General features: G+C 51.9%; 10 protein-coding genes. 6 read left to right on the top strand and 4 right to left on the bottom strand.

Features of this window, described 5'->3' with window-relative positions; genetic code table 11:
• Positions 1-114 precede the first annotated feature (114 nt).
• Positions 115-1,626, bottom strand: a complete 1,512-nt coding sequence (locus ETV65_RS14955; RefSeq protein WP_129953602.1) for an anion permease — start codon at positions 1,624-1,626, stop codon at positions 115-117.
• 737 nt (positions 1,627-2,363) lie between these two features.
• Here ETV65_RS14955 and ETV65_RS14950 point away from each other — a divergent pair.
• Positions 2,364-5,141, top strand: a complete 2,778-nt coding sequence (locus ETV65_RS14950; RefSeq protein ID WP_129953601.1) for a flavocytochrome c — start codon at positions 2,364-2,366, stop codon at positions 5,139-5,141.
• 24 nt (positions 5,142-5,165) lie between these two features.
• Positions 5,166-6,128 (top strand): FAD:protein FMN transferase, encoded by a 963-nt coding sequence (locus ETV65_RS14945; protein ID WP_129953600.1) that lies wholly within the window; start codon positions 5,166-5,168, stop codon positions 6,126-6,128.
• Positions 6,129-6,138: 10 nt separating this feature from the next.
• Here ETV65_RS14945 and dcuR read toward each other — a convergent pair whose 3' ends face one another.
• The 3 genes from dcuR to ETV65_RS14930 all read right to left on the bottom strand — a co-directional run bounded on the left by dcuR (position 6,139) and on the right by ETV65_RS14930 (position 9,031).
• Positions 6,139-6,858 (bottom strand): two-component system response regulator DcuR, encoded by a 720-nt coding sequence (gene dcuR, locus ETV65_RS14940; RefSeq protein ID WP_129953599.1) that lies wholly within the window; start codon positions 6,856-6,858, stop codon positions 6,139-6,141.
• Positions 6,855-8,474, bottom strand: a complete 1,620-nt coding sequence (locus ETV65_RS14935; RefSeq protein ID WP_129953598.1) for a sensor histidine kinase — start codon at positions 8,472-8,474, stop codon at positions 6,855-6,857. Before ETV65_RS14935 ends, dcuR begins: the two co-directional genes overlap by 4 nt.
• A gap of 239 nt (positions 8,475-8,713) precedes the next feature.
• Positions 8,714-9,031, bottom strand: a complete 318-nt coding sequence (locus ETV65_RS14930; protein ID WP_129953597.1) for an RcnB family protein — start codon at positions 9,029-9,031, stop codon at positions 8,714-8,716.
• Positions 9,032-9,396: 365 nt separating this feature from the next.
• Between ETV65_RS14930 and ETV65_RS14925 the strand changes: the two genes are divergently transcribed.
• The 4 genes from ETV65_RS14925 to ETV65_RS14910 all read left to right on the top strand — a co-directional run bounded on the left by ETV65_RS14925 (position 9,397) and on the right by ETV65_RS14910 (position 14,771).
• Positions 9,397-11,805 (top strand): membrane-bound PQQ-dependent dehydrogenase, glucose/quinate/shikimate family, encoded by a 2,409-nt coding sequence (locus ETV65_RS14925; RefSeq protein WP_129953596.1) that lies wholly within the window; start codon positions 9,397-9,399, stop codon positions 11,803-11,805.
• 106 nt (positions 11,806-11,911) lie between these two features.
• Positions 11,912-12,817 carry an SDR family oxidoreductase gene (locus tag ETV65_RS14920; protein ID WP_129953595.1) on the top strand — a complete coding sequence of 302 codons (906 nt, stop codon included), beginning with the start codon at positions 11,912-11,914 and terminating at the stop codon, positions 12,815-12,817.
• Between the two features lie 211 nt (positions 12,818-13,028).
• Complete coding sequence (locus ETV65_RS14915) at positions 13,029-13,454, top strand: DUF2231 domain-containing protein (RefSeq protein ID WP_129953594.1); 426 nt, start codon at positions 13,029-13,031, stop codon at positions 13,452-13,454.
• Between the two features lie 12 nt (positions 13,455-13,466).
• Positions 13,467-14,771 carry a sorbosone dehydrogenase family protein gene (locus tag ETV65_RS14910; protein ID WP_129953593.1) on the top strand — a complete coding sequence of 435 codons (1,305 nt, stop codon included), beginning with the start codon at positions 13,467-13,469 and terminating at the stop codon, positions 14,769-14,771.
• The last annotated feature ends 194 nt before the right edge of the window (positions 14,772-14,965 follow it).

The following is a 14,965-nucleotide window of genomic DNA, read 5'->3' as shown; positions in this document are numbered from 1 at the left end:
GTTTATATTCGTTCTGTATGTTGCCAGCCAAATACACAGGCTGGCAACGAGGTTTATATGTTTTCTTTCAGTAAATGCTCTGTTAATGCTTTGTGGGTGATTTTATCGCCACAATCAGAACATCATCACCATCCACGGATAGCCGATTACCAGTAAAGCGATCAGGAAGATGGCACCAAAGATAGTCCCGAGGCGCCAGTAATCTTTGGTTGGCAGATAACCGCTGCCGTAATAAATAGGGCTTGGACCCGTACCGTACGGCGTGATGATCCCCATAACGCCCAAAGATGTCACCATCAGCAAACAGAACACCTGCATGTTAATGCCAGGGATTGCCGCGCCGATGGTCAGCATGGCGGGTAACAGTGCGGTGGTGTGCGCGGTGGTGCTGGCGAAAAGGTAATGCAGCAGATAGAACGCCAGCAACAAGGCGATGGTTGCTGCGCCCGGGGAAATCCCCCCCATCAGCGCCGCGCCTTCTTTGCCCAGCCAGGCGATAAAACCGGTGCGGGATAAACCGTCAGCCAGTGCAACCAACGTGGCGAACCAGGCGAAGGTATTCCAGGCGGGTTTGTTGCTGGTAATGTCGTTCCAGTTCAGCACGCCGGTCCACAGCATCAGTACCACGACCAGCAGCGCAGCCATGGCGGGTTCGATAAAGCTCGCCGCGAAAATCCACATCGCCAGCGCGCAGCAGACGAACACCAGCAACAGAATTTCATGGCGGGACATTCTGCCCAGTTTTGCCAGCTCAGCGGTTGCCCAGCGCGGCACTTCATCATTGATTTTCACTTCCGGTGGGTAGAACCAGTATGCCAGCAGCGGCATGGTCAGCAGCAGCAGCAAACCGACCGGCAGGAAAGCAATGAACCAGGTGCCCCAGGAAATGTTGATACCGGTCACGCTATTCACAATACCCAGCGCCAGCAAGTTAGGTGCCAGTGCGGAGAGGAACATCGAACTGGTGATACACGCGGCGGTGATCGCCACCCACATCAGATAAGAACCGATTTTTCGCGCACTCGGGTCATTCGGTTTCGAGCCATACAACGGCGGCAGGTTAGCAATGATCGGGTAGATCGTGCCGCCGCTGCGCGCGGTATTGGAGGGTGTAAACGGTGCCAGTAACAGGTCAGCAAACGTGATGGCATAACCCAGCGTCAGGCTCCGGCGGCCAAGATATTTTACCAGAATCAGCGCCAGACGGCGGCCGAACTGGGTCTTATCGTAACCGGCGGCAAACATGAACGCGCCAAAGATTAACCATACGGTGGAGTTACCAAAACCACTGACTGCCCATTTGAAGGACTGTGCTGCGGTTTTGAATTTAGGATCCGCCAGCTCAGCCGGGCTGAAAAGTAACCACTGGCTGAAGAGGGCAATGACCACCACACCGGTCAGACCGATGACGGCGCCCGGTAATGGCTCGAAAATCAGACCAACAATGACACCCACGAAGATGGCGAAGAAATGCCACGCATACGGTTCAAGCCCGGCAGGCACCGGAACCAGCAGCAAGAGCACGGACACCAGCACGGGAAGTGCCAAGAAGATCCAGCGATTTTTTTTGCCTGACCCGGCTTTTTTCGCTGGCTCTTTCACCGCAGTTTTTGATATTTCGCTCATAATATTTATCTTAGGTAGTTAGGAATATTGTGATGATGCATAGGTAAGATTCTGTCTGGTTTTTTTACTTACTTAATATTTTTTCTAGTTATTAAAAGTTGGCGTGTTAATTGCCCTGTTATTGTTATTGTTGTCGGGTGTTTCATATTCCCCCTAAGAGGGAGGGAGTGTTTATATAATGCGTTTTCCCTATTTTTAACTGTTGATCTTGATCAACAAAATACGGTGCTGAATTCTTTTTTAAATGACATAAAACAAATGTGCAGACGTTGCCTGATGAATTACAGGACAATGTGTGACGGGAGTATCTTTTGCGGGGGCGATAAGCAAAAAAGGGGTAGAGCAAAATGAGAGTCATTCACAGCGGGATACTCCTCAATGTGCGACCATCAGCCGCCTGGCTGCGGGCGAATGCTTTACTGTGGCAGAGAAAAAGCCCGGCAGATGTAATATTAATCCCTGCAGTTAAATACAAATAAGATCATAGTTTGCATTAATGTAATTATTTAATTTAGCAGTTAACATATTTTTAATATAACGGGTATTAACTTAATGCATAAATAGTTAATTAACTAATGTAATAAGTTTTGAAAGTAAAAATAAACTTATATTAAAGCGATGACTCCGGCATTGAAGAAAAACAATCAATAATAAATCGATACTTCATTGTGCTTAACCCAAATAGCGCGCCGACAACCCATTCAGAATTTAAAACCTTAAAGTTTGGAGTAATTATTATGAGCACCAACGATCTGTTATTGAGCCCGTTCACCCTGCCCAATGGTACTGAGTTGAAAAACCGTATTCTGATGGCTCCCATGACCACCTGCACAGGTTTTTATGACGGCACCGTTACCAGCGAACTGGTTGAATACTACCGGGCCCGCGCCGGCAGTATTGGCACTGTGATTGTCGAATGCTGTTTTATCGATGATAAGGGCCTGGCATTCCCCGGTGCTATCGGTATAGACAATGACAGCAAGATTGACGGCCTGGCAAAAATTGCCGCAGCGGTGAAATCTCAGGGCTCGAAAGCGCTTTTGCAGATCTATCATGGTGGACGCATGAGCGAGCCCAAACTGATTGGTGGTCAGCAACCGGTCGCGCCAAGTGCGCTGGCGGCACCGCGTGACGGCGCTGCCACGCCGGTGGCACTGACGGCAGATGAAGTAGACGAGATGATCACTAAATTCGGTGAAGGTGTGCGTCGTGCGATAGAAGCCGGTTTTGATGGTGTGGAAATTCACGGGGCGAACACTTACCTGATCCAGCAATTCTTCTCGCCGAACTCCAACCAGCGTGACGACAAATGGGGTGGCAGCCGCGAAAACCGCGCCCGCTTCCCGCTGGCGGTGCTGGATATCACTCATGCGATGGCGAAGAAATACGCCAGTTCTTCATTTATCATCGGCTACCGTTTCTCACCAGAAGAGCTGGAAGAACCAGGGATCCGTTTTGCTGACACCCTGTATCTGCTGGAACAGCTGGCCGCGCGTGGGCTGGATTACCTGCATTTCTCACTCGGTTACTCGCTACGTCCTTCTATTGTGGATACCACTGATGCGACGCCATTGATCGATAAATATATCGCGATGCGATCAGACCGGCTTGCACAAATTCCGGTGATGGGTGTCGGCGGGATCGTCAACAAATCCGACGCTGATCTGGCGCTGGCACATGGCTATGACATGATCGCTATCGGTAAAGCGTGCATTGCGTATCCGGACTGGACCGACCGTATTACCGCCGATCAGAAAATGGACTTGTTCATCGACAGCACACAACGCGAAGCACTCACCATTCCGGAACCGTTATGGCGTTTCTCTCTGGTAGACGCGATGATCCGCGACATGAGCATGTCCTCTAAGAAATTCAAAGCCGGTGTGTTCCGTGAAAAGGTACAGGATCCGGCTCATGAACTGGCGGTCAGTGTCAGTCTGGAAACTGATCGTATTGCTGATATCTTGCTGGAAGCAGGCACCGACCCGGATGTGGAATTTACCACCAGCTTTGAAATCATCCGTACCCGTATTCTCGATGCCAACAGCCCGCATGTGGATGCCGTCACGGGGGCGACCGAGCAGAGCGAAGCGGTGAAAAAAGCGGTTTCCAAAGCGATCGCTAAATCCTGCAAAGCACAGCTGCTGGAAGAGGGCGGCGATGTGTCGGGGCCGCAAACTTATGATGTCGTGGTGGTCGGCAGCGGCGGTGCCGGTCTGGCCGCAGCGATCCAGGCGTGTGACGAAGGCGCGAAAGTGCTGATCGTTGAGAAAATGTCGACCATTGGCGGCAACACCATCAAAGCCTCGGTGGGCATGAACGCCGCCGAAACCCGCTATCAGCGTCTGAAAGGCATCGAAGACAGCAAAGAGCTGTTCTATCAGGAAACCCTGAAAGGCGGCCAGTTCAAAAACAATACCGTGCTGCTGAAAGAGTTCATCGAACATGCACCGCTGGCGTTGGAATGGCTGGCCGATCACCACATTGAGCTGAGCGATATCACGATTACCGGTGGTATGAGCATCGACCGTACGCACCGTCCGGCGGACCGCAGTGCCGTGGGTGGCTTCCTGATCAGCGGGCTGGTGAAAAATCTGAATAAACGCAATATCGACGTGATGCTTGATACCTCTGTTACCGAAATACAGTACAGCAACGGCACGGTGCAAGGTGTTGAATTGCTCAATGATGACAACGAAGCGCTGACGATTCATGCCAAAAGCGTGATCGTCGCGACCGGTGGTTTTAGTGCTAACCGCGAAATGGTGGTGAAATATCGTCCTGAGCTGGACGGTTTCGTGACCACCAATCATAAAGGGGCGACCGGCAGCGGTATTGCCATCCTGCAAAATATTGGCGCAGGAACGGTTGATATGGGCGAAATTCAGATCCACCCGACAGTGGAACAAACCACTTCTTATCTGATTTCAGAAGCCATTCGTGGTGGCGGTGCGATTCTGGTCAGCCAGGCGGGCAAACGCTTCTTTAATGAGATGGAAACCCGCGACAAAGTCTCAGCCAATATTATCGCCTTGCCGGAAAAATACGCGTACGTGGTGTTTGATGAGCAAATTCGTATGAATAACAAAGCGGCAGATGAATACATCGCGAAGGGTTTTGTTATCAGCGCCGGGTCACCACGCCAGTTGGCGGCGAAACTGGAAATGAATTCAGATGCCTTCCTGGCAACGCTGGAAAGCTACAACGTCGCCGTAGATAAACAGGACGACGCAGAGTTTGGCCGTAAAACCGCGCTGCGCCACCCGATCAATCAGGGGCCGTTCTACGCTATCCGTATCGCACCGGGCGTCCATCACACTATGGGGGGCGTGACCATCAACACTGACACTTGCGTGCTTGATGCGCAACAACAGCCGATCGGTGGTGCATTTGCGGCGGGCGAAGTGGTCGGCGGTATCCATGGTGGCAACCGTATCGGCGGGAATGCCGTTGCAGATATCATTATCTTCGGTATTCTTGCAGGGCAAAATGCCGCGAAATTCGCAATGCGGTAACCGATTATCACCCAGGGATTTTCAATGACGCCAAACGATCGTATCTATGCTTATTCCGCTGTTTTGATGGGTTCGCCCATTCTTCTCAAGCTGTTTGAACATGACGAAACTCTGGCGTCTGGCGTTTTCCGGCTGATTAAACAGCAGGAAAACATCTTCACGGTGAACCGTCCGCACTCCGATATTATGGCGATTAACCATGCCGCAGGACGTGACCCTGTCACGGTCAGCGCGCCTGTTTTTGAATTAATCCGTCGCGCTAAAACCATCAGTTGCCTGCCGGACAGCAGTTTCAATTTAACCATCGGCCCGCTGGTTAAATGCTGGAAAATCGGTTTCAGCGGTCACAGTATCCCGGCCGCGCATGATTTACAGACCCTGCTGTCGCTGACCGATCCTGAAGACGTGATCCTTGATGAACAGACCCGTTCGGTCTTCCTGCAAAAAACCGGCATGGAGATCGACCTCGGCGCAATTGCTAAAGGTTATATCGCGGATGTCGTGCGGGATTACCTGCGGGAACAACAGGTTGATAATGCCTTAATCAATCTGGGGGGGAATGTGCAAACCTTGGGTGACGGTACGGAAGGCGCCTGGGCGATTGGGCTGAAAAAACCTTTTTCCGATCCGGATGCCCTGATTGGCGTGATCAATGTCATCGGTAAATCGGTGGTGACATCCGGTGTTTATGAGCGTTATTTCGAACTGGACGGCCACTGTTATCACCATATTCTTGATCCCAAAACCGGTTATCCGCTGGATAACGAGCTGCTCAGCGTCACCATTATTTCTGAGGACTCAATCGACGGGGATATCTGGACGACATTGCTGTACGGAATGGGGGTGGAGAAAAGCCTGGCTTCTCTGACAAAAATCCCACACATCGAGGCGATTTTTGTGACCCGTGACGGTCAGATTATTTTGCCATCGCAGCGGCAGTTTACCTTCACGCCGCTGGATGACAGTTACCGTATCATCGCTTACTGACCGCTGATTATTACTGACAGTACTGTTTCAGCAACGAATAATGATCGGCCTGCAGACGGTAGCGATATACCGGCCTGCCGGTGACGCCGTAATGAATGCTGGTGAACAAAATGTTCATCTGGGCAAGCCAGATCAGGTATTTACGGCAAGACACGCGCGAAATATTCACTGACGTTGCCAGTTCATCCGTAGAGAATTCCATCGTCGGATGGGCGTCAATCCACTGGCATAACGTCCGTAATGTTTGCAGCGTTAAGCCTTTCGGCAGCTTTTTGGTGTCCGCCGCTGCAGGATTGCTGCCATGGATGAGCCGGTCAACGTCTGACTGTTCGTAATACTGCTGATTATCCATCAGCGTTTTCTTTTGCTGCCAGCCGGTCAGTGCTTCCTCAAAACGGGAAAACTGGAACGGCTTAATCAGATAATCGACCACGCCATAATTAAGCGATTTTTTGATGGTTTCTGCATCCGCAGCGGAAGAAATGACAATCACATCGACAGGCCGGCGGGCGTTACGCAGTTCAGGCAGTAAATCCAGCCCGTTATCCTGCTGCATATAGACGTCGAGCAAAATCAGGTCGATAGGCAGTGCTGAATTAAGCACCAGATCTTTCGCCTGTTGCAGGGTCGACGCAGTGCCGCAGCATGTGAAACCGTCAATCTGGCCGACATAACACCGGTTCAGCTCTGCCACCATGGCATCATCATCAACTATCAGTACATTGATCAAGTACTTGTCCTCTTGCCATCCCAGGGAAGTTGTACAAAAAATTGGGTATAAACATCGGGTTCCGATTCTACAGTCACCGTTCCGCCAAGGCTTTCCACTTGCTGTTTAGCGAGAAAAAGCCCCATGCCCCGCTGTTCGCCTTTCGACGACACACCCTTTTCGAATATTGCGTCAATATTTTCCGGCTGAATGCCCGGCCCGTCATCGCTGACGATGCAGGCCAGCGAGCCATTCTGATAGTGCAGCAAGACGCTGACTTCACCATCAGACTGATCGCCAAGCGCATCCAGCGCATTTTCAATCAGATTGCCCAGCACGGTAATCAGTGCCGCCACCTGATCTTCGTTATTATTGTCCGGCAGTAAACTGTCATCGCTGAGCGTTAACAAATGCCGTGTGTCCGATGCGCGGTTAATCTTGCTGAGCAGGAAACCGGCAATCACCGGAGACTTGATTTTCAGCAGCAGCGAACCGATTTCCGCCTGATAGTTATTGGCGGTTTTGAGAATGTAATCTTCAAGCTGAGCATAGCTTTTCATATGCAGTAATCCGAGGATCACATGCAACTTGTTCATGAATTCATGCGAACGCTCACGCAACGAATCTGCATAGTTTACCATGCCGCTCAGACGCTGCATCAACTGGCTGACTTCTGTTTTATCCCTGAACGTACAGATCGCGCCAATAATCACGCCGTTGTTGCGTACCGGTACGGTATTGCTCAGCAGCAGACGTCCCTTGAAATTGATTTCTTCGTCACGGCGCGGCACGCCGGTATTGAGAACACCGCGCAGGTTGGCGATAAGGGGCAGGGAATCCGCATCCGGTTCCACGTCGATGGCGGTTTCGCGGAAAGTTTGCCGGGCCGTCTGGTTAATCAGCGTGACATGCGCCTGATCGTCGACGGCGATCACGCCTTCTTTGATCGACTGCAACATCGCCTGACGCTGTTCAAACAATGTCGAAATTTCATAAGGTTCAAGCCCGAACAAAATGCGTTTAAGCAATTTCACCAGACAGTAAGTGCCCAGTGCACCCACTATCAGGCCAAAAAGTACTGTCCACAGAATACTCCAGCGGCTTTTATTGATTTGCTCCGTGACTTTGACCAGTGAAATTCCAATGGCGACCACGCCGATTTGCTTATGGTGATCATCATAAACCGGCGTGAATACGCGCAATGCTTTGTCCAGCGTACCTTTGTTAATTGAGACATTTTCGTTGCCGAGCAGCGCCGGATTGATGTCATCGCCGATAAAATGATGACTGATCACATCCGCATTCGGATGCGAGTAACGGATGCCGTCCATGTCAGTGACCACGATAAACAGCAGGTCATTGCGTTTTTGCACCGCACTGGCGATAGGCTGAATAATATTACTGTCAGGGGGCAGCAAGAGGGCGCGTTTTGTTTCGGGCAAATCAGCCATGGTTCTGGCGACGGCCAGAGCTTTATCTTTCACGCCATCACGGGTGGTGTCGCTTACCTGCACAAAATAAAGCATATGGACAACCAGCAACACGGACGCAATCACGGCGCTTATCATCAGGCTGACTGACGTGCTGAGTTTCATGGGGTGCTTGCGCACGGAATGGCGTTGCTGCGAGTCGCTCATGGGAGCCCCGGAGAGAGTAGAGCCAAATGCTCATTGTTGATTTTGATAGTTCGCGTTGTTCATCCGGCAATATGGCATTGAACACTGCATGAACCCACCCTGTTCACGCATAATGATATGTTTATTTGACTGATATTTCCGCTATTTATTACTTTCGAAAGTGAGATTAGCGCAGCGGACATCTGAATAAAAAAGGCCTGAATCTCTTCAGGCCTCATGTTCATTATCCGGCTTTCTTCTTACTGGAAATAAATATCGCCGTTTTCGGCTTTGAGGATCTTCCCGTCGGTGTCGGTGATCAGCGCATAACTTCCGCCGATGTAAGTCCAGTGGCTGCCTGCATCCGGAGCAGGCAGGTGACGTTCCTGCCAGCCGACGATTTCATACGGTTTGGTGCGGTAGAGTGCAGGGACCTGATCGCCGATAGAATACAATTTGGAATCATCGTAGAACGATTTGATCTCATGGGAGTTTGATGCTGCAAATGCCGGGTTAGCCAGGGGTAACAACGATGAAACAACCAGGGCTGATAACATAACAATTTTAGAATGACGCATAGATTATCCCGTTAAAACCATCAACTTAATGCCAGCCTCGATGATCTGCCGCCAGTCCGTTTTATGAGCGGTAAAGCCGAAGCCTGTGCTTTTTCTGTAGGACAGGATAATAACGAGAAAGTGAGCGCAGGCTGGGGAATTTTTTTGTGTCGAAATGCAAATCAGGTTGAGTATTTACTAAACCCGCTGATTTTGTACTGAATTATTTTCATCTCTGTAAACTTTTGAGACACATTATCTCTGTCGCTTTCCTCTTGAAAATAAAAGTATTAGCGGCCTCTTGCTGATTTATCCTTCCCCGGTTCCGCCACTTCAGTTTAATGCCAGATATCCTTTAATAACCTTTTCCTGCAAAAGAAATCACTATGCGCAATGAACGGATTATTACCTGGTCGTTCATGACCGGGCTTGTGGTGGGTGTCATCGGGCTGGCGTATCTGCTGCTGGGCGTCTGGCTGGCGGCTATCGGCGGCTCACCCTGGTATGTGGTTTTTGGCACCGGCTATCTGATCAGCGGCATTTTTATCGCGCGCCGTCATGGCAGCGGGATCTGGCTGTATTTGCTGACATTTCTGGTTTGTTGCATCTGGTCGGTATGGGAAGTCGGCCTGGATGGCTGGCAACTGATGCCGCGTTTGTTTGTGATGGCATTGTTAGGCATCTGGTGCAGCCTGCCCTTGATCACCCGTCAGGTGATGGCAACACGGGGCAATCACCACGCCGGCACACTGGCCGGGCTGGTGTACGTGGTGGCGATTGCGGGCATTTTTTATACTGGCTGGCAGGTGACCGGGTCACGTTTTGTGCATTATCAGCCCGTTCCCGCACAGACAGGCGCAGCACAGACCACCTCACCGGAAAGTAACGACTGGCGCTTTTATGGCCGGACAGAAGCCGGGCAGCGTTATTCACCGCTGACGCAGATTACCCCCGCTAATGTCAGCCAGCTTAAACCTGCCTGGGAGTTTCACACCGGTGATGTGATGAGGAAGGGTGAGGATAAAGCCGGACGCGAATTTAATTTCGAAGTGACCCCCATTAAAGTCGGGAATACGCTGTTTATCTGTACGCCGCACCGCGAAGTGATTGCACTCAACGCCACGACGGGCACTCAGCGATGGAAATTCGATCCTAAAACTGACACCTCAGCCAATGAGTACCTGGCGTGTCGTGGCGTGGCATACAGCCAGTCAGCCGATGATAAAATATGTCCGGAAAAAATCATCGCGACCACCAGTGCGGCACGGATGGTAGCACTGAATGCGCAAACCGGTCAGCCGTGTTCCTCCTTTGGCGATAACGGTTTTGTCAGCCTGACTGACCATATGGGCGATGTGCCACCGGGCTTCCATTTCATTACTTCGCAGCCGATGGTGATGGACGGACACATTGTGCTGGGCGGCTGGATTTATGACAACCAGTCTACCGGTGAACCTTCCGGCGTCGTCCGGGCTTACGATGCAAATACCGGCCAGCTTGCATGGGCATGGGATATGGGCCGGGATCCGCAGAATGCACCGCTCAAACCGGGTGAGGTTTATACCCGTGGTACGCCCAACGGCTGGGGAACCTATACCGGCGATCCGAAATTGGGTCTGGTTTATATTCCGCTCGGCAATGCGACGCCGGATTATTACGGTGCCGGACGCCGCCCGTTTGACGAAAAATATTCGAGTTCTGTTGTCGCGCTGGATATTCAGACCGGTGAGGAACGCTGGCATTTCCAGACGGTGCATCACGATGTCTGGGACTTTGATGTACCGATCGGACCGACGCTGGTGGACTTGCCCTCGCCGGACGGGACGACGGTGCCGGCGCTGGTGCAGACCACCAAAATGGGACAGCTGTTCCTGCTCGACCGGCGTACCGGAAAACCGCTGGCGCAGGTAAACGAAAAACCGGTGCACACCTCTCCCTCTTTGCCGGGCGAACATCTTTCGCCAACGCAGCCGGATTCTGCCGGCATGCCCAATCTTTCTCCGCCAGATTTGAAAGAAACTGACGCGTGGGGCGCAACACCCATTGATCAGTTGTATTGCCGGATCCAGTTCAAAAGTGCGCGCTATCAGGGACAGTTCACCCCGCCAGCGGAGGGTAAATCCATTGCTTATCCGGCCTTCGACGGTGTGATGGACTGGTACGGTGCTTCGGTAGATCCGATCCGCCATGTGCTGATTGCCAACACCAGTTACATCCCGTTCACAATGGAAGTGAAAAAATCAGCCGATGCGATCAAGGAAGGGCTGATGCACAAATGGGCCGGATGGAACAGTAATCAGCCTTATCCCAAACCCAAAGAGTTCTCCGTTGGCCCGCAATATGGCACGCCGTGGGCGGCCATCGTCAAACCGTGGCTGGGCTTTCTGCAGGCACCGTGTAATGCGCCACCGTGGGGAAAACTGGTTGCGGTTGATCTGACCACCCGAAAAATTGCCTGGGAAAGACCGGCGGGAACCACCAGAGACATGAACATTTTCGGCACACATACTAATGTGCCATTGCCAACAGGCATTTTCATGATGGGCGGTAATGTTATTACTCAAAGCGGGCTGATTTTCACCGGAGCCACGGCAGACAACTATTTCCGCGCATTCGACGAAACGACGGGTAACGAACTCTGGCGTGCGCGACTTCCGGCGGGGGGGCAGGCGACACCGATGACATATACCGGCGATGATGGACGACAGTTTGTGGTGATTGCCGCCGGCGGACACGGCGGGCTGGGGACGACGTCCGGTGATGCGCTGGTGGCGTATGCATTACCTGCAAGATAGTTTTGACTCCGGAATGCGGGATATTCAGAACAGTCTGATGATGCCCACAGGCTGCCCAGGATGGTCTATTTTTAAGGTTCCTTCATTTCTAAAATAAGGAGTGTTTATGAACAATAAAACAATCCCAACATCCCTCAATGAACCTCATGTTGATGCGTATCCGACCCCCCCGTTTGAGCATCAGAAACAACCCTTCCCCGGGCTGGCCAGCAAAATGAATCCTGTCCCCGATCACGGCGAAAAAACCTACAAAGGCAGTGCCCGGCTGGAGGGTCGTAAGGCGCTAATCACCGGCGGTGATTCCGGAATTGGCCGTGCGGTGGCGATCGCGTTCGCCCGCGAAGGTGCGCAGGTCGCCATCAATTACCTGCCCGACGAAGAGGCCGATGCCAAAGAGGTGGTCGATCTGCTGTGGGCAGAAGGGCGGAAAGTGGTCGCCATTCCGGGGGATATCCGCGATGAAAAATTCTGTCAGCAACTGGTGAAGGAAGCGCAAGAAAAGCTCGGCGGGCTGGATCTGCTCGTCAATAATGCCGGTCGTCAGCAGTTCTGTGATTCGATTAAGGATCTGACCACCGAGGCATTTGACGCCACGTTCAAAACTAACGTGTACGCCATGTTCTGGATAACTAAAGCGGCGCTGGAATTCATACCGCGCGGCGGTGCGATCATCAACACGACTTCGGTTCAGGCGTTTTCACCGAGTGATAATTTGCTCGATTACTCCTCCACCAAAGCCTCGATCATGGCTTTCACCAAAGCGCTGGCCAAACAGCTGGCGAATGACGGAATTCGGGTGAACGGTGTTGCGCCGGGGCCGTACTGGACGCCGTTACAAATTTCCGGCGGACAGCCTCAGGAAAAAATCGAATCCTTTGGTCAACAGGCACCGCTGAAACGTCCGGGGCAGCCTGCGGAAATCGCCCCGTTGTACGTGACGCTGGCCTCAAATGAAAACAGTTATGCCTCAGGGCAGGTCTGGTGTTCTGATGGCGGTACCGGCACGGTCTGATTACCGGTCGGAAACGCCAAAGCCCGTCATATGACGGGCTTTTTTCATTCAGGCAAACATCTGCCAGTGCTGCAGGTATTGCCCCGTCATACATCATTACGCTGCTAATGAATTCGTCATAACTCTTCATCTTTACTAATCTTTTACAGGTACGCCTGAGGGGGGCCGCGCTTTTAACGCGGTCAGCTATGGATAAGTTAAGGAGAAGAACATGCAAACGCAGCCGATTTCAGCGCGCCGGGGTGTCGCAACGGCGCTGTACGAATTGTTAAATCCCATTCCTCTTGGTTTCTTTGTCGCAGCCTGGATCTTCGACATCCTCTATATGAAGACTTTCATCACGATGTGGACTGACGCTGCCAGCTGGCTGATTGTGCTCGGGCTGATCATTGCCATTATTCCCCGGCTGATCAACGTGGTGCAGGTATGGGCAGGGCGCAAAACGCCTGCCGGTTCGCCGTTAAAAACCCATTTCTGGCTGAATCTGGTGGCCGTGGTGCTGGCTATTTTCAATGCCTTTATTCACAGCCGTGATGCTTATGCGGTTGTACCAATGGGAGTCACGCTTTCTTCGCTGGTGGTGGTGTTGCTGCTGGTGGGAAATGTCCAGCTCGCGTTACGTGCACGCACAGTATAAGGAGATAAGACCATGAAAAATCACCAACGCGCGTTACTCGCACTGACGCTCGTCGCATTACTGAGCAGTTGTGATGACAGTTCACAAATCGACCCGAAGAAACAAACCGGTGCGGATCCTGAACTGCCGAAAGCGCAAAACTTCCTGCTGCCACCCATGAAAGTGCCACAAGGCATACCGTGGAAAACCGGTGAAATGCCGAAAGTGGCGGACGGGCTAAAGATCGAAAAAATCGCGGAAGGGCTTAAGCACCCGCGTCAGGTGTATGTGTTGCCGAATAACGATGTGCTGGTTGCGGAATCTAATGGTTCGGCGAAAAAACTCATCTTCAGGCCGAAAGAGTTAATTATGGGGATGGTGCAGAAATCCTCCGGTAAAGGCGGCGAAGGGGGTAACCGTATTACGTTGCTGCGCTATACCGGCGGTAAATGGGAGAAACATCCGTTTATTGCCCGTGTAAATTCACCGTTCGGTATTCAACTGACCGGTAATACGTTATGGGTCGCCAGCGCGGACAGCCTGATTAAATACCCTTATCAGGAAGGTGAAACGCAGATCACCGCACCGGGTGAGGTGGTGACAGCGTTGCCAGGCGGGCCTATCAACCATCACTGGACTAAATCCCTGCTGGCGAGTCCGGACGGCAGCAAATTGTACGTCGGGGTCGGTTCCAACAGCAATATCACTGAAAACGGTATCGGTGCAGAAGACCGGCGCGCGGCCATTCTGGAAGTGGATGCCGCAACCGGTGCCAGCCGTATTTACGCCAGCGGATTGCGCAATCCGACCGGTCTGCAATGGGAGCCACAAAGCGGCAAGCTGTGGGCAGTGGTTAATGAACGCGACGAAATCGGCTCCGACCTGGTGCCCGATTACATGACCTCTGTGCAAGAGCACGGTTTCTATGGCTGGCCTTACAGCTACTACGGACAACATGTGGATGAGCGCGTCAAACCACCGCGTCCGGATCTGGTCGAAAAAGCCATCAAACCGGATTATGCCATCAGTTCACATGTTGCCCCGCTCGGGTTGCTGTTCTATACCGGCGACAATATGGCGCAATATCGCGGTGGCGCGTTTGTGAGTGAACACGGCAGCTGGAACCGCAAACCGCTGAACGGTTATCAGGTGATGTGGGTAAAATTTGAAAATGGTAAACCCGTCGGGCTGCCACAGCCGGTGGTGACCGGATTCCTCACCGATGATCAGAAACATGTTCGCGGTTTACCGGTCGGACTGGCAATGGATAAACAGGGCGGAGTGCTGATCGCCGACGATGCAGGTAACAGCATCTGGCGTGTCAGCAAGGCGGAGTAAATGCGGAGTATTCCTATTTTTAAAAGGCAAGGGCTGCAGGCTCGCGAAGAAGATAAAGCTGGCTATGATTAATGCATCTGTACCTCGCTACAGATAACCACTGCTTTTTATTATTCCTGTCTGTGTGATTGCCCGCTGTTTGCCTGCGGGCTTTTTTTTGCCTGCAATGTTTTGATAGAGAATGAGTTCATAAT

It is taken from the genome of Rahnella sp. RFA10(1/100), assembly GCF_004195115.1.
GTDB lineage: Bacteria > Pseudomonadota > Gammaproteobacteria > Enterobacterales > Enterobacteriaceae > Rahnella > Rahnella perminowiae.
This window is presented reverse-complemented; position numbering and strand designations above follow the sequence as displayed.

Coding starts and splice junctions, on each gene's coding strand:
- ETV65_RS14955 (WP_129953602.1), bottom strand. CDS start 1,626: ATGAGCGAAATATCAAAAACTGCGGTGAAAGAGCCAGCGAAAAAAGCC.
- ETV65_RS14950 (WP_129953601.1), top strand. CDS start 2,364: ATGAGCACCAACGATCTGTTATTGAGCCCGTTCACCCTGCCCAATGGT.
- ETV65_RS14945 (WP_129953600.1), top strand. CDS start 5,166: ATGACGCCAAACGATCGTATCTATGCTTATTCCGCTGTTTTGATGGGT.
- ETV65_RS14935 (WP_129953598.1), bottom strand. CDS start 8,474: ATGAGCGACTCGCAGCAACGCCATTCCGTGCGCAAGCACCCCATGAAA.
- ETV65_RS14930 (WP_129953597.1), bottom strand. CDS start 9,031: ATGCGTCATTCTAAAATTGTTATGTTATCAGCCCTGGTTGTTTCATCG.
- ETV65_RS14925 (WP_129953596.1), top strand. CDS start 9,397: ATGCGCAATGAACGGATTATTACCTGGTCGTTCATGACCGGGCTTGTG.
- ETV65_RS14920 (WP_129953595.1), top strand. CDS start 11,912: ATGAACAATAAAACAATCCCAACATCCCTCAATGAACCTCATGTTGAT.
- ETV65_RS14915 (WP_129953594.1), top strand. CDS start 13,029: ATGCAAACGCAGCCGATTTCAGCGCGCCGGGGTGTCGCAACGGCGCTG.
- ETV65_RS14910 (WP_129953593.1), top strand. CDS start 13,467: ATGAAAAATCACCAACGCGCGTTACTCGCACTGACGCTCGTCGCATTA.